This is a genomic window from Shewanella sp., from assembly GCF_013214165.1.
Taxonomy (GTDB): domain Bacteria; phylum Pseudomonadota; class Gammaproteobacteria; order Enterobacterales; family Shewanellaceae; genus Shewanella.
The window spans coordinates 1-23,246 of sequence record NZ_JABSSM010000015.1; the positions used below are offsets into that span (position 1 = coordinate 1).

The 23,246-nt window shown below is 45.6% G+C and carries 18 protein-coding genes and 2 pseudogenes; 12 read left to right on the top strand and 8 right to left on the bottom strand.

Annotated features, from left to right (window positions below; all coding sequences use genetic code 11):
• Nucleotides 1-251: 251 nt before the first annotated feature.
• Both HRU42_RS05435 and HRU42_RS05440 read left to right on the top strand, forming a co-directional pair.
• Nucleotides 252-1,154, top strand: a complete 903-nt coding sequence (locus HRU42_RS05435) for an RES family NAD+ phosphorylase (RefSeq protein ID WP_295029363.1) — start codon at nucleotides 252-254, stop codon at nucleotides 1,152-1,154.
• A 661-nt stretch (nucleotides 1,155-1,815) separates the two neighbouring features.
• Nucleotides 1,816-2,776 (top strand): annotated as a pseudogene (locus HRU42_RS05440) (alpha-amylase family glycosyl hydrolase).
• Nucleotides 2,777-3,019: 243 nt separating this feature from the next.
• Here the strand turns inward: HRU42_RS05440 and HRU42_RS05445 are convergent.
• Nucleotides 3,020-3,352: a PBPRA1643 family SWIM/SEC-C metal-binding motif protein gene (locus tag HRU42_RS05445; RefSeq protein ID WP_295029365.1), complete on the bottom strand. Its 333-nt coding sequence runs from the start codon at nucleotides 3,350-3,352 to the stop codon at nucleotides 3,020-3,022.
• A gap of 484 nt (nucleotides 3,353-3,836) precedes the next feature.
• On the opposite strand from HRU42_RS05445, the gene HRU42_RS05450 reads away from it, so the two are divergent.
• Nucleotides 3,837-4,145 carry a hypothetical protein gene (locus tag HRU42_RS05450; RefSeq protein WP_295029367.1) on the top strand — a complete coding sequence of 103 codons (309 nt, stop codon included), beginning with the start codon at nucleotides 3,837-3,839 and terminating at the stop codon, nucleotides 4,143-4,145.
• A 223-nt stretch (nucleotides 4,146-4,368) separates the two neighbouring features.
• On the opposite strand, the gene HRU42_RS05455 is transcribed toward HRU42_RS05450, so the two are convergent.
• A complete protein-coding gene (locus tag HRU42_RS05455; protein WP_295029368.1) occupies nucleotides 4,369-6,726 on the bottom strand; it encodes a winged helix-turn-helix domain-containing protein in 2,358 nt (785 codons plus the stop codon).
• A 240-nt stretch (nucleotides 6,727-6,966) separates the two neighbouring features.
• Here HRU42_RS05455 and HRU42_RS05460 point away from each other — a divergent pair, with 240 nt between their 5' ends.
• From HRU42_RS05460 to HRU42_RS05470, 3 genes are read left to right on the top strand one after another with little or no spacing between them, the layout of a single operon-like run.
• Nucleotides 6,967-7,647, top strand: coding sequence for a cytochrome c biogenesis protein CcdA (locus tag HRU42_RS05460; RefSeq protein WP_295029370.1), 681 nt, complete (start codon nucleotides 6,967-6,969; stop codon nucleotides 7,645-7,647).
• Nucleotides 7,648-7,672: 25 nt separating this feature from the next.
• Nucleotides 7,673-8,230 (top strand): thioredoxin family protein, encoded by a 558-nt coding sequence (locus HRU42_RS05465; RefSeq protein WP_295029372.1) that lies wholly within the window; start codon nucleotides 7,673-7,675, stop codon nucleotides 8,228-8,230.
• 12 nt (nucleotides 8,231-8,242) lie between these two features.
• Complete coding sequence (locus tag HRU42_RS05470) at nucleotides 8,243-9,280, top strand: peroxiredoxin (protein ID WP_295029373.1); 1,038 nt, start codon at nucleotides 8,243-8,245, stop codon at nucleotides 9,278-9,280.
• 577 nt (nucleotides 9,281-9,857) lie between these two features.
• Here HRU42_RS05470 and HRU42_RS05475 read toward each other — a convergent pair.
• Nucleotides 9,858-10,148, bottom strand: a pseudogene (locus HRU42_RS05475) (transposase); the annotation flags it as partial.
• A gap of 197 nt (nucleotides 10,149-10,345) precedes the next feature.
• Here HRU42_RS05475 and HRU42_RS05480 point away from each other — a divergent pair.
• Entirely contained in the window at nucleotides 10,346-10,966 is a 621-nt protein-coding gene (locus tag HRU42_RS05480) for a class I SAM-dependent methyltransferase (protein ID WP_295029374.1), read from the top strand.
• 163 nt (nucleotides 10,967-11,129) lie between these two features.
• Nucleotides 11,130-11,651, top strand: coding sequence for an aminoacyl-tRNA deacylase (locus tag HRU42_RS05485; protein ID WP_295029376.1), 522 nt, complete (start codon nucleotides 11,130-11,132; stop codon nucleotides 11,649-11,651).
• A 295-nt stretch (nucleotides 11,652-11,946) separates the two neighbouring features.
• Here HRU42_RS05485 and HRU42_RS05490 read toward each other — a convergent pair whose 3' ends face one another.
• Nucleotides 11,947-13,590 (bottom strand): diguanylate cyclase, encoded by a 1,644-nt coding sequence (locus HRU42_RS05490; protein ID WP_295029378.1) that lies wholly within the window; start codon nucleotides 13,588-13,590, stop codon nucleotides 11,947-11,949.
• A 343-nt stretch (nucleotides 13,591-13,933) separates the two neighbouring features.
• Between HRU42_RS05490 and HRU42_RS05495 the strand changes: the two genes are divergently transcribed.
• On the top strand, nucleotides 13,934-14,329 hold the full coding sequence (locus HRU42_RS05495) for a hypothetical protein (protein WP_295029379.1): 396 nt from the start codon (nucleotides 13,934-13,936) through the stop codon (nucleotides 14,327-14,329).
• Between the two features lie 243 nt (nucleotides 14,330-14,572).
• Complete coding sequence (locus HRU42_RS05500) at nucleotides 14,573-15,412, top strand: methyltransferase domain-containing protein (RefSeq protein ID WP_295029381.1); 840 nt, start codon at nucleotides 14,573-14,575, stop codon at nucleotides 15,410-15,412.
• A gap of 38 nt (nucleotides 15,413-15,450) precedes the next feature.
• On the opposite strand, the gene recJ is transcribed toward HRU42_RS05500, so the two are convergent.
• The 4 genes from recJ to brnQ form a co-directional block, all read right to left on the bottom strand.
• On the bottom strand, nucleotides 15,451-17,175 hold the full coding sequence (recJ, locus tag HRU42_RS05505) for a single-stranded-DNA-specific exonuclease RecJ (protein WP_295029383.1): 1,725 nt from the start codon (nucleotides 17,173-17,175) through the stop codon (nucleotides 15,451-15,453).
• A 201-nt stretch (nucleotides 17,176-17,376) separates the two neighbouring features.
• Nucleotides 17,377-18,114 carry a bifunctional protein-disulfide isomerase/oxidoreductase DsbC gene (gene dsbC, locus HRU42_RS05510; RefSeq protein ID WP_295029384.1) on the bottom strand — a complete coding sequence of 246 codons (738 nt, stop codon included), beginning with the start codon at nucleotides 18,112-18,114 and terminating at the stop codon, nucleotides 17,377-17,379.
• A gap of 160 nt (nucleotides 18,115-18,274) precedes the next feature.
• Nucleotides 18,275-19,192, bottom strand: coding sequence for a site-specific tyrosine recombinase XerD (gene xerD, locus HRU42_RS05515; RefSeq protein WP_295029386.1), 918 nt, complete (start codon nucleotides 19,190-19,192; stop codon nucleotides 18,275-18,277).
• A gap of 100 nt (nucleotides 19,193-19,292) precedes the next feature.
• Entirely contained in the window at nucleotides 19,293-20,609 is a 1,317-nt protein-coding gene (gene brnQ, locus HRU42_RS05520) for a branched-chain amino acid transport system II carrier protein (protein ID WP_295029392.1), read from the bottom strand.
• A 508-nt stretch (nucleotides 20,610-21,117) separates the two neighbouring features.
• Here brnQ and HRU42_RS05525 point away from each other — a divergent pair.
• Nucleotides 21,118-21,849 (top strand): methyltransferase, encoded by a 732-nt coding sequence (locus HRU42_RS05525; protein WP_295029388.1) that lies wholly within the window; start codon nucleotides 21,118-21,120, stop codon nucleotides 21,847-21,849.
• Between the two features lie 116 nt (nucleotides 21,850-21,965).
• Complete coding sequence (srmB, locus tag HRU42_RS05530; RefSeq protein WP_295029390.1) at nucleotides 21,966-23,192, top strand: ATP-dependent RNA helicase SrmB; 1,227 nt, start codon at nucleotides 21,966-21,968, stop codon at nucleotides 23,190-23,192.
• Nucleotides 23,193-23,246: the final 54 nt, after the last annotated feature.

Consider the following 23,246-nt stretch of genomic DNA (forward strand, 5'->3'; position numbering starts at 1 on the left):
TAAGAGTTATTGCTGACAAGTATGCAAAATTAACGACAAGACAGTTTTTAAGAGCAATAGAGCAGCTCCACATATCCGGTGGAGCTTATATAATCAATGAACTGTGATATTTGTGGGGATCCCTCAGACTCTGACCCTAATGTTACAAAATAATAGGTTTATTAATTGTGCATGCGCGTTAATCAATTATGGCGTATGCGCACTATACAGCTGTTAGAAGCTTTGCATTCAAATATTATATGAGTTCATCTATGGATTTAGAAATTGAAAAAATTTTGTCAAATATTACTTTGAAAGAATTCGAAGATAGATTTAAGCTATTTGAGAATAATCAGGCACAGAACAATACTGCTTGTACCGCTGAAGCCATTATAGAAACCATTATGATTGAGCATAACGGCTTAAAATTTTCAGCTTTTAAAAGTGAAGAACGTGAATATAAAAAGGATGCTATTTTATATCGTGTAAGAAAACTGGAGCCAGAAAAAATTGAGTTAACCCATGATGATTTTTGGGAGGCTCCAGAAAAATATGTTGATTACGGTAGGTTGAATCAGCCAGAACAGCAACTTCTTTATGTTGCAGCAAATAATCCTATGACAGCTATAAAGGAAGTTGGCATCAGAGAAGGGGATTACTTTCTTCTTACTTGCTATAAGGTAATTAACTCATTGAAAGTTTTCGGAATAGGAGTTGGTAATGATTTTGAATGTAAGCTATCGAAAGAGTCAAAATCAAAGCTAGACGCTTTAACTGACTTTATTGATAGAAACTTCCTCAAAGATACTAAGTCTGCATACTTAGTTAGTAGTGTTATTGCAAATTCAATATGTGATTTTGGTCGTGACGGCTGGTTTTATCCATCAGTAGCTCATCAAAATGGGCTTAATTTGTGTTTGAAGCTATCTGCAAAGTCAAATTTAGAAATTCATTCATCATATATCTGCCAACTGAATGATGGAGAAATAAGCAATAGGTTTGCAATTACAGTAGGCAACGATATAAACATTCATCACGACTGGCAATCGAAAAGTAGCAAAGCAAATAAAATATTAGAAAGTCTATTTGAACACAATCGACTACATAATGAATTGAATAAAAATGAACAACCTAAAGTTATTAAAGATATTGGTTACCCAATTAAGTTTGTATAAAGTTCGCTTCTAATCAGGTAGCCAGAGGTATCTAGCCTCCAGCCCCCACACCACCCTGCATGCGGCTCCGCACAGGGCGGTTCATTTAGAACGCCTAACCTAAACTTTCTGGTTAGGGTACTGGTTAGAAAAAATGACAATAACCAAGACACCCAATATTGACAATAACCAAGACACCCGACTGACAATAACCAAGACACCCAATATTATTCTCTGTTAGATGGCCTGTACCTGCTAGAACCAGATTGCCAGAGAAATTCATTGCTGTATCAATCCACCCTCCTGCCACACCATACAATACTCAATAATGCTGTCATGAGTAAAAATTCGACTATTCACTTGAAAATCAGACATAAAAATAACCAAACTGCCGTTTGGTTATGCTTGAATATAATAATTTAAAATGGATATCTCTCAGTCTTGATTAAATGCTATCTAGCCATCGATGGCAGTTGGCGGCACCTTGTCGCCGCTTGCGGTCGGTGTTTTTCAAGATAGTGTTCACAATACGCTGTCAGCTCTTGGGTGTTGCCACAGGCCCTTTGAAAATCTTGGTGAACTCTTGGTTAACAAAAAGACAGGACAGGCATATATTTTGTGCTTTAGAGCATCTCTACTAACCTTTAAGTTACCTCAACTCAGTTTGTACAGGGTAGCGACTATGACTTCAGCTCGCCGTAACTGATTGTTAGGGCTATATCGACTCAGAATCGACTCCGTTTTACCACATAATAAATCGTTGTGTTAGAAGGGCTTTCCTCTGCGGCGAAGATAAATTGACAGGGAAAAGTTTCGAGCATAGACGTGGTTGGATTGTCGGCTCCTCTTGGAATCTAAGGTTAAGGCTCTGTCTGCTATCTTTTGTATCTATGTCTGTGCCTATGCGGTAATGAATAATCACTATCATCTCGTACTGAAAATTGACCTCGATAGAGCGAATTCGCTGTCTAACCGCGAGGTAATTGAGCTTTGGTGTAAGGTGACTAAAGGTCATGATGTAGCAAATAAATACATGAATGGCGACACCTTAATCGAGGGTGAGCGGTTACTCCTTGATGGGTTATTGGCTGAATGGCATGAACGCCTATCGAGTATCTCGTGCACTTGATTTAATGAAGAGTTGAGGTGCCTTAATGAAGAAATAGCCCGTCGGGCCAATCGTGAGGATGATTGCTAACACACTTCAAGCATCTGATTATACGTCTATTCAGGAGCGCATTACCGAGCTAAGTACCTCGGATAAAAACACTAAACCAAATGATGAATCAGCATCAACCTCGAGTGAGCCACTCCAACAACTTGCTCAATTCGATGGTGCTGCCCATCTAGCGACTCAATCAGGTATCCCATTTAATTTCTGTGATTATTTACAACTTATCGATTGGACTGGCAGAGCCATTAGGCCTGATAAAAAAGGTTTTATTGATTCAAGCCAGCCTAAATTACTCAATGAACTTGGCATCGCGCCCGAGGCTTGGATAACCTCAGCGAAAGAGTTTCGCCGCCAATACAGTGGTATTAGTGGTCGTTGGGATGCTATGTGTGCTTTCAAAAAGCAGCATAACTGTGGGCTATGGTGTAAAGGAAAAGCCAGCAGTAATGCACTTCATCCATCACCTTAGCAAGGTCTTCGGAAAGGCCTTCGCGGCTGAAGCCGCTCCTACATTAAAATCGAGACAAAGGGGTCAGAACCTGACGAATCCCCACAAAAAAGACGGGACAGGCATATCTTTTCTGAGTATCCAAGGCGGGTTCGGCGGTAACAGTACGGGATTGCTTCGACTCGGTGATATTGCAGATGTCAGTTTAGGTTATCAAACGCCTGCGATGACATTAAGTCGATTCACGGAAAAAATAGCATCTTGTTAGCCGCAACACTTTTTATATTTTTTACCACTGCCACATGAACAAGGATCATTACGGTTCGGGGTTTTGTCGAACCTAGTGGTAGTTGGCTTGTTTATAACCACGTTAAGATCATTGATATTTTCATCAATAGCACTATCTACAGTAATCTCGGCAAATAATCCATTATCAGCAACTAACGCCGCTACCTCTTTTTTTCTCTCATCACTGTTAACCACTAGCGATAATGGCTGCTTTTCTGTACCAAGCTTAACGATACGCTTAGTATTATAACCACTTATTACATGATTTTCTCTGGTGTAGATACGCCCTTTGTAATACAGATCGTGCACGATGAACTCCGCTAATTAAATACTAGATTTTAGCGCGGAAGTATAACGTAAAACGTTAAATAGTCGACTGTTGAATTAAGGAGCTTGCTGCTTGTCTGTCTTTTAACTACAAGCAGAGAAAGATAATACCTTTTGGCTCATGGGAGATAAAAACAGCTCCATAAACCAAACAAGATAAAGGGGTCAGAACCTGGCGAATCCCCACAAAAAAAAGAAAACAGCCACCCATTGCTAATCAACAACATACAGTGCCCCCTTGTCAAAGTAGAAGTGCGTCACTCATTTTTAGTTATTGGTTTAAGATGACTATACCCGTCCCAAAAGAACACAAGTCAAAGCCGCGATTAACCACCAATTCACCATTTCCTCACTTCCTACTTCCTCAACCAAGAGTGTTATTGACGCTGGAATACTACAGGGGTAAAATTATGGCCTTCTAATTTTGAGGTTAACCATGCGATTCAAGCAAATCATAAGCGTTGAAATGGCGAATACTACCGATATATTGTCAGTGTCATTTGGTAAGGAAATTGAAGTCGTCAGCAATGATGGTTCCAGAGTGGCAGACTACTGGCAGGAAGTCGCTTATCTAGTATTGCTCGATGGTAAAGCCGTGGATGATGGTCATACAAGATCTAATGCCAATGAAGTAGCGAAAAAATGGCAAATAGACGATGATTTGCGATTAACAGGACTTGGCACACACTCAAACAAGCGTTACTGGCAATTACCTATTAAGCTGCAGCGAAAGATTAGAACATTTGGCAGTGTGTCACCTTCACTCGAGCCTTAAGAACGCTCAAGGATCGCACCTCAGTTTCTCTCCCGATACTCAAGAACATATCGTTGAAAGCCCCGATACCTCACGGTATCAGGCCTTTCTTGGATGACCTAAGATAAAGGGGTCAGCAAAAGGCATAACAGCCACATTTTTATATCTGGTGTCTTTTCTGTTAGCCCCCTACTCGCCGTTAAATTACCTCGGTGGACTGATTTTTTCGTTTTTTTAAAAATAGCTAGTGTGCCCAATCCGACTCACAATATACCAAGTGTGCTTTGGGCTCGATTTGCAGTGGTGAAAATATGCCTTGTTTCGAGTTTTGATAATCGAGCAAGCGCCTTGTGTCTTCGTGCTGCCATAAACTGGGGTGTTGCTGCTTAAAACGGCTTAACGTGGCGATGGCTTGATCAATTTGATTGTTCTCAAAATAGGCGCGGGCTAAAAAGCTGGCTTGTAAGCGGGTGGTTATCTTGTCATCACTCATGGCGATCACCGCTGGGTAGTCTTGGCGTTCTAAATGAATGCGCATAATGGAATAACTGCTATAACCAAAGCTGGTTTCCATATTGAGTGCTTTGTTTAATGCTTTTGCTTCGCTTAATACCTCCAGTGCTTGATCATAATTACCCAGATCAGTATGTGCCCAGCCGAGAAAGACTAAGGCGCTGGCGTGGTAGTAGGGCGCTGATAGGCTTCTGATGAAGCCTTCTAGCAATACAATGGCTCGTTCCAGCTTGGCGGCTTGGGTTGGGTGGCTGCCCAGGGCCGTTTGATCTAGACCTTGGTCGAGCATAGCAAAAGCGATATAGAAGTCGCTAATATTGAGCAAGGGCTTGGAGCCTAGCGCTGTTGCAATTTGTTTCGCTTCATTAAAGTAGTTCAGGGCCTGCATACCCTCGTGCAATTGCACTTGGTAGAAGCCCGCGTAGATTAAAGCTTGGGCCAGTTCGAACGGTTGTTGCAGTTCCCGATAAAGGCTTAGGGCTTGCTTCAGTGCGTTTTCGCGCGTGGGTAAATCTATGCTGTAGTTTTGCGCTATGGCGAGTTGGCTGGCCGCTATCATGGGTTGGTTGTTGAGTTGCTGGTAAAAATTCAGGGCTTTTTGCAACCGCGCTTGGTTGAGCAATAAATCATTTTGAGGGTTTTTCTCTAATCCTTCATTACTCGGATTCCCTAGATAAAACAGTTTGTCGGCTTCTATGGTTAGGTCGTTACTGGCAATAAATACTTGCTTGGCTTTTATCATCCATTGGTGGTGTATTTCCCATGCCATCGCATTCCAGGCGATATTGGCTTGAAGTCGATAATTTTGCGCCATTAGTTTTGGATCTAAAGTTTGTTCGGCTTTTGCCGTTGCATCATCAACTCGCCCTTGTAGTTGCTCGTCACCACGTCGGTATGCCAGCTCGGCTAACCAGTAAGCTATAAACGCATCTAGGCTGATATCGGCTTGCCGTTGCTTAGAAGTGATGTCATTGAAGAGCTTTTCTGCTTGCTGCCACTGTCCTAATGCGTAACGACTACGCGCTAACCACGCTTGGGTCCATGGGTTGTCTTCTTGAATGGTGAGAGAGGCTTGGAAGTATTTTTGAGCGCTAATAGAACCTTCTTCTTGTAGTGCCTGCATCCCTTGGGCTAGGGCTTGAGCAGCGATGGGGTCGTCAGTCGTTTTTGTTGTTTGGCGCTCTTGTCCTGGCCTTAATAAATATAACAGTTGTTGGCTAATAGATCGTGAGGCCGCGGGCAGTGATGGATAGCTGATGCTGCCTTGTTGATTGCGACCGTCGGCGTGAATGAGTTTGAAATCGAAGACCTGTTGCTCATTGTGCAAGCGAACACTGGCATAGAGGGCGCTATCTATGTTTCGGTCACGCAGTAGACTGCGAATGTGTATGGGTAAGGTTGGCCATTCTAACTCTGCGCCGAGTAATAGAGTATTAGCGAGTGCTGGCGGGGTTACCTTAAGTTGATTGCTGCGCTGTAGGTCTATGGCAAGCATGTCGGATAGGCCGAGTTCTAGCCAGGCCATCGTAGGATCGTTGGTGGCGTTGATAAAGGGCAGTACTAATAAACTGTTTGAGCCCATGGCGTTAGCTTCATCGCTGTGTTTTTCTTCTGCGCCTATATTCGACAATAGATTGCCTAGTCCTAACCCACTGCCTAAACCGATAACAAGTATGAGGGCTATTAACGGCATTGCGAATCGGCTAACTGTGCTAGGCATTATTTCTGCGGGTTTCTTTACTACTGCTTTTTTTATGCCCAAATGTTCTTGCTGCTCAATGTCCTTTAGCGGGCAAATCCATTGGTAACCGCGTTGTGGGTAGGTCTTTATGTAGCTAGGTTGCTTGGCGCTATCGTTTAAGGCTAAGCGCAGTTCACGAATGCTTTGGGTCAGGGAGTTTTCACGGTAGTCGCCGTGTTGCCATAACGTTTCTAGCAGTTCCTCTTTGCTAACAATCCTATCTTGATGCTCAATCAAATATTGCAGTAAGCCAGCCACCTTATGTCTCAAGGCTTGCTCTGGTTTTTCGCTATGAGTGAGCACGCCACTTTGGCTATCGAAAGAATATTGCGCGAACTGAAAGGACATCTATGGGTAACCCGCTATTGAAGAACCTAGTGATTTTACGTCTTGTAAGGGCTATAGGGCAAGTGGATTATTTTAACGGTAAAGCCACAAATTACTGATATATAGGAACAAATAAAAATATCACTTTTGTTTGATATCGATTTTATATCGATATCACTGCATTTTGATAAATGCTTTTGTGAAATTGGGTATAACTCAGTCATCAAGTTTCACCCTAGTACTAGGAGGCGGATGACGAATATGGAATCTTTTATACAGGCTTTTCTTTTTGAGCAGCAATTTTCACTTTGGGCTATCGCGGCGGTTTTTGCTGCGGGACTACTGACAAGTTTAACCCCCTGCGTTTACCCCATGTTGCCGATCACAGTTTCTGTCGTCGGTAGCCAAGCGAATGGGCGAACTCAGAGCATCTTGTATTCCTTACTCTATGTTTTTGGCTTGGCTTTAGTCTATGCGGCGCTGGGTATTTTGGCGGCGAGTAGCGGTGTGCTGTTTGGCTCAGTGGCATCTCACCCAATGACACTCTTACTGGTTGCGGGTTTCTGTTTACTGATGGCTGCTTGGATCTTGGGTTGGCTGCGTTTGCCTGCGGGTTTGATTGTCCCTGAGTTTAAGTCTAAATCGGCGCCTTTCAATGTGTTCTTTGCGGGAGGCCTTTCAGGCCTAGTGATGGCACCTTGCACATCACCGGTACTGGGTATGTTGCTGATGTATGTGGCTGGAGAGGGGAATCGTCTTTGGGCGGCACTGCTGATGTTTGTTTTTGCCTTTGGAATGAGCGCTTTATTAATCGTCGCGGGGTGTTTTAGTGGTGCCTTATCTGCGTTGCCACGCTCTGGTCCTTGGCTCAATGCTATTAAATGGGTGTTCGCGGCCTCGATGGCTGGAGCGGCTGTTTATCTGATACTTCAAGTTTTTTAACGTTCAAAATAAGAGGGATCTCATGATGAGAATATTGAATAAAACACCTATTGGAAGCGGTCGAAAATTGCGTCTTGCGGTGTCGGTTTTGCTGTTAGGTGCGTCGATACAGGTGGGAGCGGCCTCATTAACAGTGGGAGATAAAGCACCAGATTTTGAAGTGACTACCTTAACGGGAGAGACCTTTAAACTCTCTGATCACAAGGGTAAAAAGCCAGTGTATTTAAAATTTTGGGCAACCTGGTGCAGTTACTGCAAAGTGGAGATGCCACACTTGCAATCGATTTACAATGAATACGGCGATGATGTGGAAATATTGACGGTGAATGTGGGCATTAATGATTCGGTTGCGAATATCCAGCGGTTTTTTAATCGTGGTGGTTTTAACTTACCGACCGTGATTGATCAACAAGGTGATTTAACCAGCCGCTATGGCATAGTCGGTACGCCGCATCATGTGCTGATTGATAAAAATGGAAAGATTGCTTACCGCACGTTTTTGGCCACTGATACATTAGATGAGATGGTAGAAGAGTGGGCGAAAGAGAAAAAAGTGTCAAACAGACGTCCTTGGAAACGATAGGTAGTGATGATAATGAAAAATCTGAGCATAAATAAAATAACTATGAATAAAAGTGCGGCACCTACTAAAGGCTATTTAATATTTACATTGATGATGCTAGCGGTGTGTTTTCGTGCTGAGGCAGGAGAAAGCCCTGTGCTACTCTTGGAAAATATAACAACCTTTGATGGCCAATCCTTGGTGTTGGAAAACAGTAAACTGACCCATTTAATCTTTCAGGATATCTGGAATAGTTATGAAGGCCTGGGCGAAGAAGCGCGAATAGCCGCTTTACCTAAAGCCTTTGTTAACAATAGCCAGCAAATTTGGGTGCAGCCAGGAATCAATGTGACAGAAGCTCAGTTAGCTGAATTTCAAGGCTATTATCCGCAAGTGACGCCGTTAGTATTGGATCATGGTCATCGTTTGATGCGTTCGCTGGGGGCCTGGGATTTCCCCTTGCATGTGATTTTAAAAGATGGAAATAAAGTGTTTTCTGGTAGCGGTGAGGAGCTTAGCACAGTCGCCACAAAGCATTTTTCGACTCGGGAAGCGCTGAACCAATGGCTGCAAATAAAGACAGATGATTTACCTTTTATGCGTGTTGCTGGGACAGAAAAATCAAAGTCCGTTTCGTTTTCGATTAATGAGGCTGCTAAGCCAGGTTACCGCAAGCTGGAAGAAGGGGATCAGGCACCAGTATTTATCGTAACAACCCTGTCGGGTAATACCGTTAGTTTACTGGGACTTGCTAACAACAAGCCTTTGAGTTTGATCTTTTTGGATTCACTTTGTCCTATGCCTCACTTTCCCGGCTGTGAAGCCCAGATTGAACACTTGAATCATCTGGTGACTAAGGATGATTCACGCGAGTGGCTAGGCGTAGTGAGTTCTTTTTATGTCAATGAAGAAATTGTGCAGCAGTTTCGCGATAAGTTTCAGCTGAAGCTGCCTCTAGTATTTGATACCGATAATCAGATTTACCAGTCTTATGGGGTGCATGCTTCGCCCTATCAGATAGACATTAGTCGTGATGGCAATATTCGTTCACGTGGTTCTGAGATTCATTAAGTTATTACCAGTCTATTTAATGCTTCTAGATGATAGGAGCATTATATTTTCCATCTTTACTATCGGAAATTTTAGTTATATGAGCTGTGTGTTGGTTAAAGATGGTGGGGAAATAGTAGCGCAAGGTTTCACGCAAGCCTTGGGGCGTCATCATGCGGAGGCTAGTGCACTCGAGGCTTATTCAAGCGCGCTTAAAGATACATCAGATCCACTTGAAAACGATTTTAACCATATAGTGGCCTATGTAACTCTAGCGCCCTGATCTTTTGAAGGTCGGACGCCATCATGTGCTAAAGCATTGATAGATAATAAAATAATCCGAGCTTTTGTCGCTATCTTAGATCTTGACCCTAGAAACAGCGGTAAGGGAATAAAGATGCTCACTGATGCGGGCATAGCTGTAACAATTGGGTCGAAGCTGATAGTGTTCAGCAATTCATGTATCCCTATCTCAATAAGCGTTAAGAAAAATTAAAGCCATCCATTAAAAAGCAACAACATGCTCCGAATTCAACATACAAGTGCATCTGTTTTCAGCCGACCTAGAGCAAAAAGTTGGCTATCCCAGATAGCGTAACATATTGATTACAACTAATATTTTAGATGCACTTGAAGATATAGCCCCACGCTTGTCATCACGGATTATCCAGCCCGTTTCATCGACCAGCTCTAGATACTCTTTGAGTGAGAAGTTTATGCCTTTAGCTTGGTTCAGTTGTTCATTTGCAATAAAAGGCTGGAGTTTTTCTGGTTGTTTACCTTTTAAAGCAGCCTTTACTCTCATTTTAAGGCTGGTGTAGTCAGAGGTTTCTGGTGTCTTGGCCATCTTTGCCCGTATGGGCCTATCTATCAATAAGAGTGCTCTACATAGGCCGGAAGCCAGTCCTACCACCAATTAACAATGCCGGTCTCTATGTCTGATAAATTAACTGCAATGGCAAAACGATTTTAATTCAGTACTATGGAAATAAAGCGCCGGAGTGGTATAAATGCAACCAGCCACTACAAATTGCGAAAAAACACGCCCACTCTGGTGAGCGTTTAACATTTATCTAGGAGGGAAATATGAGTACCAAGGAGATAAAGGATTATTACAGCTCGACAGAGAATAGCGATACTCGAGCGGATCTCGATTATGCGGTCACGATGCTGGGTAAAGACAGGATTGCCATTGATTGTGGATGTGGCGCAGGTGCAGACATTGCCTTTTTACGAGAACATGATTTTATTGTCCATGCATTTGATCTTGAACAAGAGTCCATACTTCGATGTAGAGAACGATTCAAGGATGATGGCAAGGTATTCTTGTCCCAAGATAGTTTTAGCAGCTTTGCATACCCGTGCGCGTCCCTGATTGTAGCCGATGCGAGTTTATTCTTTTGTCCACCGACCGAGTTCAAAGATGTTTGGATTAATATCGAAGCATCCCTGATGCCTAGCGGTGTTTTTTGTGGGTCTTTTCTTGGACCCAATGACACTATGGCTGGCCCAGATTATGATAAGGAAGCTTTTTGGCCAGAGGTGATGGTATTTACCGAGGATAAGCTACGACAACACTTCACTGGTTTTGAAGTAATCAGATGGACTGAGCACCAGATATCTGGCGAAACGGCTCAGGGAGTGCCACATCGATGGCATATTTTTTCAGTTGTGGCAAAGATACGCTCACCAGCGCATGTTACGTAAATGCGGGGGAGTCGCTATCTGAGAGCCAGCTCCTAGAACTGCGGTAAAGGAATAGCAATACTCACTGATGCGCACACCGACAGGGATTAAGGCATAGCGAGCTCTGACGGCCAGCTATGCTACACTTATAAGTGGCTAAGATTGTCCCTGCAGGAGGTATAAAGTGGCCATCGCAATTACACTTATCGAGTATTTATCAAAAAACAAAGTTAAATATGAATTAGTGAAGCATAAACATACCGCCGCTTCGCTAGACTCTTCAAAATCGGCCCATATCCCCTCATCCCACATGTCTAAACCCGTTGTCTTAGTTAACAAATCAGGAGAACACATCATGGCAATCGTGTCTGCTGGCAACAGGCTGTCACTGCCAAGACTGAATGAGATAACCGGACAAGAATATAGCTTAGTTAGCGAACAAAAATTGGGTGAGCTTTTCCCCGATTGTGACAGAGGTGCGATCCCCGCTATGGGTGAGGCGTACCAGATGAAGATGCTTGTTGATGATTCCCTATTAGCGACCGAGCATGTTTACATAGAAGCTGGTGACCATGATCATTTAATTAAGATGCCACACAAACAGTATATCAATATGCTAGATAAAACACCCCATGGCGACATTTCCGGCAAGCGAATAGGCATATCTAGATCGGCGAGAAGATACCAGCGCGATTGGCGATTGTGATCTCATTCCATAGGAGTATCGGCTCAAGTCCAACCTTACTCACACTTTGAAAAGAACACCGAGTTAAGCTCGGTGTTTGATATTTTGAGGGCGTATCCACTCAAAAAAGTGACCGCGATATGCCAAGCTTTAGCTAGATAAACAGCTCTAGGCTTACATCGCCTGTCTCTATTTGGCTGCGTCCGAGTAGCCTTGCTTATGCCTATGAGCCGATGATTTTAATGGCACTGATGGCGAAGCAAGCCAGATTAAGGCCAGCGATCATCACCTCAGCTCACAGAGCCAGCATGCCCGGTTAAATATGCGGGCCATCAAGATCCGTTTTGGCAGTGTCAATATCATTGGCTAGAATGGTCACTTTACGAAACTGGTTTCTGCCATTATCTTTGGCTTGATAGAGTGCCTTATCGGCCATAAGGATGATTTGCTTACCCGTAATTGAGTATTCAAAATTGTAGCTGGCGTCTGGATCGGTTAATACCTGACAAACTCCTAGGCTAACGGTGACATAATCCGCGACCTCGGAACTGGGATGAGGAATGGCTAAGCCTTTAAATGAATGAATGATTTCAGTTAATTTTTGTTGCAAAGATTCAGCCGATATATCGCTGTAAAACATAATGAACTCTTCACCGCCAAAACGTGCACAAATATCTTCTGCTCGCTTAAAGTGTTGTTCCAAGACTGTTGCGACCTTTTTCAATGCCTCATCGCCCGCTAAGTGCCCTAGTGAGTCGTTATATCTCTTAAAGTAATCTATGTCGGCCAAGATCAGTGTCAAGCCGATATTGTGCCTATTGAGTAGTTGTATTTGGGTGTCTAGGTGCAGCTCGAAGGCACGTCGGTTGGCGATTTGAGTGAGTTCATCAACATAGACTAGTTTGCTTAGCAAGATATTTTGTCTCTGTACCTTACCCACGAGTGCATTGAAATGAAATGAGATTTTTCTAAGTTCGCTGATGATGTGATTCTTGGGAAGCTCCTTAAAGTACTGCACCTTATCCATGTCCTTAATGTTGCTCGCGAGACGCTGTACTGGCTTGATAATAAAACCGGCGAGTAATATATAGACTGTGATTAACAGCATTAGCATGGCGAGGACCAAGCTTATCAAGCCTATGCCCCAAATTGAGGGAGGCTGGCCATTTGAGTGATGCAGTGTCAGCTTAACTACGGGTTGCCCCTGGGCATTGCGAATAATTCTTTGAGTAAAGGGGCTAAGCTTATCTAGATCGACTTCGGCGTCCCAGTCAGCTAGATCGCCAATCGATTCATCCTTACCAATATGCGCCATGATGACAGGCGTTGCCGTGAAGAGTGAAATTTCGTCAATGAACTCTTGATTGATAAGCCTGATAAACACCAAGAACCCATTAGCAACTAGTGATTTCTCTGAAGGCAGTATCGCGGTAGAAATGAATATCGCAGGCCCAAACAGGGTGGATAGCACGCCCATTTTTGATTTTACCTCTGTGCCCTCGGCAGGGATTGAGCCGATCGCCCTATTTTCCGGGAAAAGCGTAAAGTCATGGAATTGAAACTTTAGTTCAATTTGATTTTTATGGTGGAAGCCCTTGGCATACAGGGTGTTCCATTGTTTATCAAATATGAAAACACCGTCGATTTCCTGAAGCACAAAATTATCGTCTAGGTAGTTTGCCAGCAGATATTTCTGGCTCTGTTCAGAGTGGGGGTCTTGCACAAACTCAAAGCTTTCGTCCCAGACCGCGTAGTCATAATTCAATGTTACCATCGGCTTAGTGATGCGATTAATGGCAAAAACAAGGGTGCTTAACTCACGCTCTGACAGTTTGAGCATTGTGGCTTCGAGTTGTGGGAGCTGTATCCAGATCCGATAGCTTAAAATGATGGTGGTGAATAACACCAGAATAAGCGTGAAGACTCTGATTTGCAGTTGATTGAAGCTAAGTGTTTTCAATATTTATCAGGCACCTATGTTAGAGTTTTATGAGCACATGAATATCAAGGTAAATCTAAATTAATTGTAGCATCGCCATGGCTACATCGCCTTGTTCAGCCAAGGAGGTTTAGACCCTAGCAGATCTCATCTGGCTTGTCCCGCCGCTGTGGCTGCATCCAAGGCTGTCACTGGGCCCGAGACTAAATATGACAACAAGCTAACATACTAAAATAATGATGAATTGTTCGCCATCTATGCTAAATATACAAGAATACGGCGTTGACCAATAAATATGACTGGTAAGGAATGGGCAAATTTATAGTCTGTAATTTAACATTATCTAAAAGGACCTAGATTAAAGATGGCATTTAAAAGAGTACAGCAACAGACTCATCAGATTTTTGATAACAAGATTGAAGTTAGCTATGACCGCTTCACCACACGCTTTAGGATCACCTCAGCTGGAAAGGAAATATACTCGAAGCTGCTGCTATTTAGGCCCATTCACAAGGCGAAACTCACCTTGCTTACTCATCAACAGGGTCAGAAAAACCAGCAATACGAGTTACGTATTTTTTGGTTCGTGATCTGGTCAGCCAAACTCTCTTTAATCGAAGGCTCATCGAAAACTCTAGATCTGCGTAATAAGCTAGTCATCGCAGAATTACTCGAAATAAGACGCAGGAAATCCATCGCCATACTCATCTACTCCAGCTGTATGGGTCTACTTAGGCTCATAGCTAATTTAGGCTCCTAGTAACGAAGTGACGAGGAGCCTAGAATGAGAAGCCCTTCTTACTCGGACGCGGGCTGCGAACCCACGACGTTAGCTTCAACCTGACGATTAATTTTACGGTTAATTAAACACAGCGTTGAAAGCTAGCTGCTGAACCGCGATGTTAAAGATTAGTCATGGGGCCCCGATTTTTATTTAACCATACCGACCCAACGCCGAAGGTGTATAGTGCGGCCAGTGTTTCTTACTGAATAGACCAACGACATGCTCGGCTACTACCTAGATTCAATCAATGCCCGACAGGCGCTGGAAGCTATCGCTAAAGGACTGTCCAGCGTCCGCCTCTCTACTGACCTAAATATTTCGGAACGTGACTTTTTCTTAAGTGAGCAGGGCCTGGTGCTCGACGATGACAATCGACTTTCCATTGCCGAACTCAAAAAAATCGCCAAGAAGACACAGAGGATCTACCTCTGCAGCGATGGAGACATGGTTCCGCTTGAAGACCGCAGCTCTGGCTACTACAAGCTGGTTCCCACATCTGGCGCACCTCTGCTAGAAATTAGCGGCGTCAAGATGCACATTTCCAAGGGAACCGACCCTTTTGTCAGTGCCTCCGAGATGGCTAAACAGGCGGTGAGCAAGGGTGACAGGGTACTGGACTGCTGTAGCGGTCTGGGCTACGCGGCCATCGCGGCCCACCGACTGGGTGCAAGCGAAGTGCTCACCATCGAGTTGAGCCCGGAGGTAATGGGGCTACGCGCGCAGAACCCTTGGTCAAACGATTTGGACAAAGAGGGGATTGTGCAACGTCAGGGGAGTAGCTTTGAGCTGATCACCTCAATGCCTAAGATTTCCTTCGATGCTGTGATTCACGACCCACCGCGTTTTTCCCTCGCAGGGGAGCTCTATAGCGAAGTCTTCTACCGGGAGATTTTCCGGGTGCTGCGCCCAGGCGGACGGCTTTTTCATTACACTGGCAATCCACACGTAGTGAGGAAGGGAAGCAGCTTTGTCGATGGCGTCATCCGCCGACTTAAAGCGGCCGGCTTCAGGCAGGTAAAAAAAGTCGAGCACCTTATGGGCGTCAGTGCGCAGAAATAAGACATAACCGAACCAAGAAGCAATGAATCTATGTTTACTTACATAGGTTCTATCTGCTCTACCATCAACTGCACCGTCTGATTGCCTCTAAACTCATTCACGTCGAGCTTATAGACCACCTGAGCATGCTCTATGGTGGCATCGGGCCAGGTCTTAAGATCGATATTAAACGCGATGGCATCTAGCATGGTTTGGCCACATTCGGTTTCCAGCACCAGTTTAAGATGCTTCTCACCGACGATACGCTGCTGGATAACTTTAAAGTGGCCATCGAACAAGGGCTCAGGGAACTCTTGGCCCCAGGGGCCAGCATTACGCAGCTCAGAGGCGACAGTTAAATTCATATCTGCAGCGGACAAGTCACCGTCGGTCAAAAACTCACCCGTCAGCTGCTCAAGCTTTAACAGCTCACGCACAGCTTGATCGAATGCCAGCTCGAAAGTCTCAAAGTCTTTCGCTCTCAAAGAGAGTCCCGCAGCCATGGCATGGCCACCGAATTTGATGATCATCCCGGGATGGCGGCCATTGATAAGTTCAAGCAGGTCGCGCATATGCAGGCCCTTTATTGAGCGCGCCGAGCCTTTTATTTCGCCATTCCCGGCATCGGCAAATGCGATAACCGGTCTGTGGTATCTGTCTTTGATTCTGGAAGCCAGAATACCGATAACCCCCTGGTGCCAGTCCTGCTGAAAAAGGGCTATGCCCCAAGGCAGACTCGCTTCATTGAGCTCGACGGACTCCAGACTTTTTAGCGCTTCTTGCTGCATATCGGCTTCTAGATCCCGTCGCTGGGCGTTTAAATCATCAAGCTCTGCCGCCATGCGTCTGGCAGTCACTATGTCATCACAAAGCAAGGTCTCGACCCCTAGCGCCATCTCATCGAGGCGCCCCGCCGCATTAAGTCTGGGGCCTACGGCGAAGCCAAAATCGGCGGCGACAATTTTAGCCGGGTTACGTTTCGCCACTTCTAATAAGGCAGTGATCCCGGCGCGGCAGCGACCCGCCCTCACCCGCTGTAATCCCGCTGCGACTAAGATGCGATTGTTTCCGTCGAGAGCCACCACATCGGCAACTGTGCCCAGGGCGACGATATCGAGCAAATGGCCTAAATTTGGTTCGCTAATGCCTTGCTCTTGATACCAGTTGCGCTGCCGAAGCTCGGCTCTAAGGGCTGACATCAGGTAGAAGGCGACACCGACACCGGCGATAGATTTACTGGCGAAGCTGCAATCCACTTGATTGGGATTCACTATGGCGTCTGCATCGGGAATCGTCTTACCCGGCAGATGGTGATCGGTTATCACCACTTGCATACCCAGCGCCTTAGCGGCGGCAACGCCTTCTACGGAGGAGATGCCGTTATCTACTGTGATCAGCAGCTCAGCACCTTTACTATGGGCGACGGCGACGATCTCCGGGCTCAGGCCATAACCGAAATCGAAGCGATTAGGGATGAGGTAATCAATATTACTCGCGCCCATCATCTTCAACGCCAACATGCACACACAGGTCGAGGTCGCGCCATCGGCATCAAAATCCCCCATGATTAAAATAGCGCGATTGTCTCTGATCCCATCGGCGATAATCTTAGAGGCTATGTCCAAACCTTTCATGGTATTGGGGCGGAGCAGGCGTGACAGTGTCAGATCGCACTCCTCGGCTGTGGTACCACGGCTGGCATAGATCTGCTTTAACAGAGGAGAGAAGGAATCTGGCAGATGAGTGTCATCAACCTTAGAACGTCGCACTATCTTATGGATCACAAATTTGGCCTTTAGCTAGGTTGAACACAGAGAAATCAAACGACGGCTAGCATATCAAACCGCAGCCCAGATAACACTGCAAACCAAGTGATTTTAGGCTAAGCATACAAGGTCATGCCCGCTCATATGGAACATAGCATCAGATATGCCGGACATAAAAAAGCCAGCGATATCGCCGGCTTTTTCTTTACAGCAACAAATCTAGTTAATCGCTTCCAGGACTCGCAGTAGATCTTCTGGTGGCTTATAACCTGGGACCATGCTGCCATCCTCGAGGATAATTGCCGGGGTGCCATTGACACCGAAGCTCTGACCCAAGTTATACTGCTCGGCAATTTTAGCATCACACTGCTTATGCTTAACGCTCTTACCCGACTTAGCTTCGGTCATCGCTTTGAGTGGATCCGCTGCACACCAGACCGCTTCCATCTCATCGGCATTCGCCGAAGGTATGCCACGACGTGGGAATGCCAGATAACGTATGGTGATGCCTAAGTCATTATACTCATCCATCTGGTTATGTAATTTACGACAGTAACCGCAGCTGATGTCGGTGAAGATGGTAACCACATGTTTCTCATTCTTGGCCTTATACACCAACATATGTTCTTCCAGCGGTTTCATCATCTCGATACGAGGCCCAGCCATAGCAGCCTCCGTCAGATTCTTCATACTGTTATCGAGGTCGTACAGGCTACCATGAAGTAGTTTAGAGCCATCTTGAGAGATATACAGCACGCCACGATCAGTTAAGGCTTGGTATAAGCCTGGGATCGGCGAATGACTCAGTGAGTGAACCTTAACATCGAGTGTGTCACTCAACTTCTGCTTCAGCGCGGCACTATTGGCAATAGTGTCGCTGGGGGTATTCGATGTGGCCATAGCGAAAGGTGCTAATACCACGGCAAGTACCAAAGAAAATATGCGGGTAAACTTCATTATATATCCTGTTCTTTGCATGGGTCTGGTGCGGTTATTTAGAATTACACTTGATTAGACCCTGTTTAGGCCAGAAAAGTTACAGTTTCAACAGAATTAAAGCAAACAATAACTGTAACTAAATCGAAATTTACGTGTAAAGACTCAAGGCCTGTTAGCCTCACCCCCTGGGATGGTGCTCGCTGTGGAGTTGACTGAGTCTGGCTTTGGCCACATGGGTGTAAATTTGTGTGGTAGACAGATCGCTATGCCCCAGTAACAGCTGCACCACGCGCAGATCCGCACCATGATTAAGCAGATGCGTCGCAAAAGCATGCCTCAAAGTATGGGGGGAGATATGCGTCACGATGCCAGCCCTAAGCGCATAGAGTTTGATTCTATGCCAGAAGGTCTGCCGGGTCATCATCTGACCTCGTTTAGAGGGGAATAACACATCACTGAGCTTGCCTTTGAGTAACTCGGCCCTGGCTCCCTGAAGATAGTGGTCAACTTCGTTAACGGCTATCTCCCCCAGGGGGACCAGCCGTTCCTTGCCGCCTTTGCCCACGACTCTCACTAGGCCCTGCCTGAGACTGAGCTGCTCCATGGTCAAACTAACCAACTCAGTCACTCGCAGCCCGGTAGCATAAAGTAGCTCCAGCATGGCCCGATCCCGGCATTCGATAGGGTCTTGTAAATCTGGTTCATTAAGCAAGATATCGACATCGGCCTCGCTGAGTGAGTCAGGCAATTTACGGGCTAACTTGGGCGACTTTATCCGAGCGATAGGATCCACTTGAATCAGCTTCTTAACTAACAAGAAACCATAGAAACGCCGAAGGCTACTCATCAGGCGAGCACTGCTGGTACGGGCAAAGCCCTTATCGAACCTCACATCCAGATAGTCACGGATCAATTGCTGAGATGCCTGAACTAACCCGGCGTCCAATTTCTGCATATAACGATCGAAATGGCGCAGGTCGGTTCGATAGGCTGCGAGGGTATTATCACTCAATCCCCGGTTCGACCAGAGATCATCCAGAAAAATATCGATAAGCGGGTCGGGTTGATATTGTGTAGATTCAGCAGACTCAGCCAAGCTAGGCACTCCTTTGAGGCATTAAAAAAGCGCGTTCTCATCGAGACCGCGCTTAGTATTCTATGACATCGCCAGAGAATTAACAGGCTAGTGTGAGAGGTTATCCCAATACAGGCTCAGCTTTACGCTTCTTGATAAATAAACACGCAATGATTGCCAGACCTGTCGGCAGTAACCAGGCCATGCCTTCATTATGCATTGGCATGAAATCCGCGAAGCTCATATCGACACCGGCCGCTTTAAGACCATCGATAATACCAAATACCAAGGCGACGCTAAGCACGATACGATGAGAGCGCTCAGGCATGGCAAACTTATTCGTTAAGAAGGTCACCGCGACTAAGGCGATAGCGACAGGGTAGATAGTATAGAGCACAGGTACGCTTATGCTGATCAGCTGTGATAGGCCAATGTTCGCCACTGTGGCGCAGGCCAGACTCATGATAACCACAAACATCTTGTAAGATATACGTGGAAGCAGATCATTGAAGAACTCGGCACAAGCTGTCACCAGGCCGATAACTGTGGTTAAACAGGCTAGTGTGACCACGGCTGCCAATAAAATCTGACCTAGACTACCGAACTCATGGTTCACATAGTTAGTTAAAATAACCCCACCATTGTCTGCGCCATTGGCGAGTTCACCGGCAGAAGCACCAAGATAGAAGAGAGAGATATAGACAAATGCCAGGCCTGCCGCGGCGATCAAGGCGGCTCTAATCAAATATTTAGTCTGTTCTTTACTGTCACTCACCCCTTTACGACGAAGAATATCGATAATCAACATGCCGAAGATGAGTGATGCCAAGGTATCCATGGTGTTGTAACCTTCCAATATTCCCTTGGTCAGCGGGTTAGTCTGATAATCACCTACGGCTTGACCAATGTCTGACCCTGGTAGCACCATGACTGAGATAGCTAAACCCACCAGAAGAAAAATCATGATAGGCGTAAGTACCTTACCCACACTGTCGAGCAGTTTTCCCGGGTTCAGTGCGATTAGCAAGGCACCACCGAAGAAAATTACTGTGTAAAAAAGCTGGGAAACATTAAGCGCTATGCCGGCGATCATAAAGGTCGCACTACTATCTGCCAGGAAAGGTTTAAAGCCCATTTCATAGGCCACTAGACCCGCTCGCGGGGCCGCGAATGCGGGACCTATAACGATATAAATAGCGATTGCAAAAATGGTTGCAGCCAAAGGAGGAAGTAAACCCATGATCTTACCGTTTGCCTTAGCAACGGCGATCAGGGTGATCAGGGGCAAAGTTACCGCAGTGATCAAGAAGCCAATCATGGCTAAAGTCATATTTTCCCCGGCGAGAAAGCCTGCCAATGGCGGAAAAATAAGGTTACCTGCGCCCAAGAAGAACGCGAACGTCATAAAGCCTAACCCTAAGGTATCGGCCATGCTCATCTGTTTATTTTGCACTTTTTTGCCCCATCATCTTTATATTGTTTTGTAACGTTCTCAAGTTATTAGGCCAAATACAAGCCCTGTAACTTGATATTATATTTGTGTAAATTAATCATTACACCCGTCCGAGGTGAAATTGCCCAGCATCAGGCGGTTTTATAAAAATAACAGTAGAGTCGGACACGAATATGACTAAAAATAGGCTTTCCGATCCAAAAAAGCACTTAATGTCCTATTTCATAGGCATACTACTATCAAATACAGCACAATTTAACAAGATATCGACTCAAATTAGGCACGATTGACAGTTCAAACACAACAAGGACACAACACTCGATCAAACATCCTCACAGGGCAACAGCATGGAGCGCCTAAAACACCTTGATAGAGCAAGGTTGTAACATGATAGATATCTGGATCATTGCTATTATTAAAGGTATTAACCAATGCCTGCCGATAGCGTACAATCTGGCCTCCTACATTTTCAATGCAGAATAGATCAGACTCGATGCCATTTACCTTCAAACAATTTCATATAGATGACCATAACTGTGGCATGCCTGTTAGCACAGATGCTGTGATCCTCGGGGCTTGGGCCCCTCTGACTCGAGCCAAGAGCATTCTCGATATTGGTGCGGGAAGTGGACTGTTAAGCTTGATGGCCGCTCAGCGAAGTGAAGGCATTATCACCGCAATCGAACTCGACGAAACCGCGGCATCGGCTTGTGAGAGAAACTTTCAGGCGTCCAAGTGGGGCGAGAGATTAACCATAGAGCAGTGTGCGATTCAGGATTTTGCTCAACAGCGCCTGGACACTCAAGCACAATTTGAGCATATCATCTGTAATCCCCCTTATTTTAAAGGCGGGACACAATCCAAAAATCAACTTAGGGCAAAAGCCAGGCATACCGACAGCTTAGATTTTTCATGCCTAATTAAAGCAATAACTCGCCTCTTGGCTGCCGATGGTAACGCTAGCCTCATTCTCCCTAGCCAGAGTATGCCTAAGTTTGAGCAAGAACTGGCAGGCTCAGAGCTCACCATGACTGGGATCATGGATATTGCAGATTCGGCAGCGAAGAAGCCTCACCGACATGTATTTAATTTAGCTCACAGGCAAGCCTCCTTCCCAGAGCAGAGTAATCGAGTCGTCTCGGATCACTTCTGCATCAAGGAAAGTGATGGCAGTTATACCCAAGAGATGATTGCCCTAATCACAGGGTTTTATCTCAAGTACTAGCCCGTTTTCGGATCACGTTCATCTCCAAAATGGCTAATAATTTAGATGAAATTAAGCGCTAGTTTGGTGTATTTTTGTGTATAATGTGCGGCTATTATTTATTGAGAACGCTGCGCATGCTATTTGAAGACTTCCTGCTTGACCCTATTTTACTAGAGTCATTAAAAGCCATGGGGCATAAAAAGCCCACCACGATACAGCAACAAACCATTCCATTGGCGATGGAGCAGAAAGACATACTAGCTCGGGCACCGACAGGGACAGGCAAAACTGCCAGCTTCCTGCTGCCAGCGATCCAACATCTCATCGACTTCCCTCGTCGCTTCGGCGGTCAGCCCCGTGTCCTAGTATTGACACCGACCCGTGAACTTGCCAGCCAAATTCATCGTTATGCCTCGCATCTGTCGACAGGTCTGGACCTCGATATCGCCATCATCACAGGCGGCATGCCCTACGCCCCACAAGAAGAGGCGCTAAAGAATAATGTCGATATTTTGGTCGCCACTCCCGGCCGCTTGATGGAATATCTGGACAAGGGTCAATTCAATGCCGAAGAGGTTGAAGTCTTTGTCATCGATGAAGCCGACAGAATGCTGGACATGGGATTCTCCGCCGCAGTCGAGACTCTAGCCATCGAATCCGTTGGTCGTAAACAGACCATGCTATTCTCGGCAACGCTAGAGGGCAGTGATGTGGGACGTTTCTCACACCAGCTGCTGACTAATCCCGTTAAGGTAGAGGCCGAAGCACCGCGCAGCGAGAAAGCCAAAATCCACCAATGGATCCATATTGCCGACAATAAAGAACATAAATTCGCCATGCTGTGCAGCATCCTCAGGCAAGAAGATGTGACGCGAACCATAGTGTTTGTTAAGACCCGAGAAGGTGTCGCGAGCCTGGAAGGCTTGCTACAAAGAGAAGGGATAACATGTAGTTTTATGCGTGGCGACATGGAACAGAAACAGAGATTCCAGGCCTTAGGTCGCTTCACTAAAGGCGAAGTCAGTGTCCTGTTGGCCACCGATGTCGCCGCTCGCGGCATCGACGTAGATGACATCAGTCATGTGATCAACTTCGATATGCCAAGATCTGCAGATACTTATGTACACCGCATCGGACGCACAGCCCGCGCAGGCGCCAAGGGCACGGCTATCTCTCTGGTCGAAGCGCACGATATCCGTGTTGTCGGCAAGATCGAACGCTACATTGACCAGGTCCTTAAACGTAGATTCATCAAGGATCTGCGCCCTAAGAACAAGGAAGCTAAGCCACCAGGGAAAAACAAGGTTAAGCCTGGTGCAGCTAAGACATACAGTAAGAAAAATAAGAAGAAAAAGAAGTAAACCTCATCTGTAGGCAGCCTCTCTTTGTAGGAGGGGCTGTAGGAGGGGCTNNAG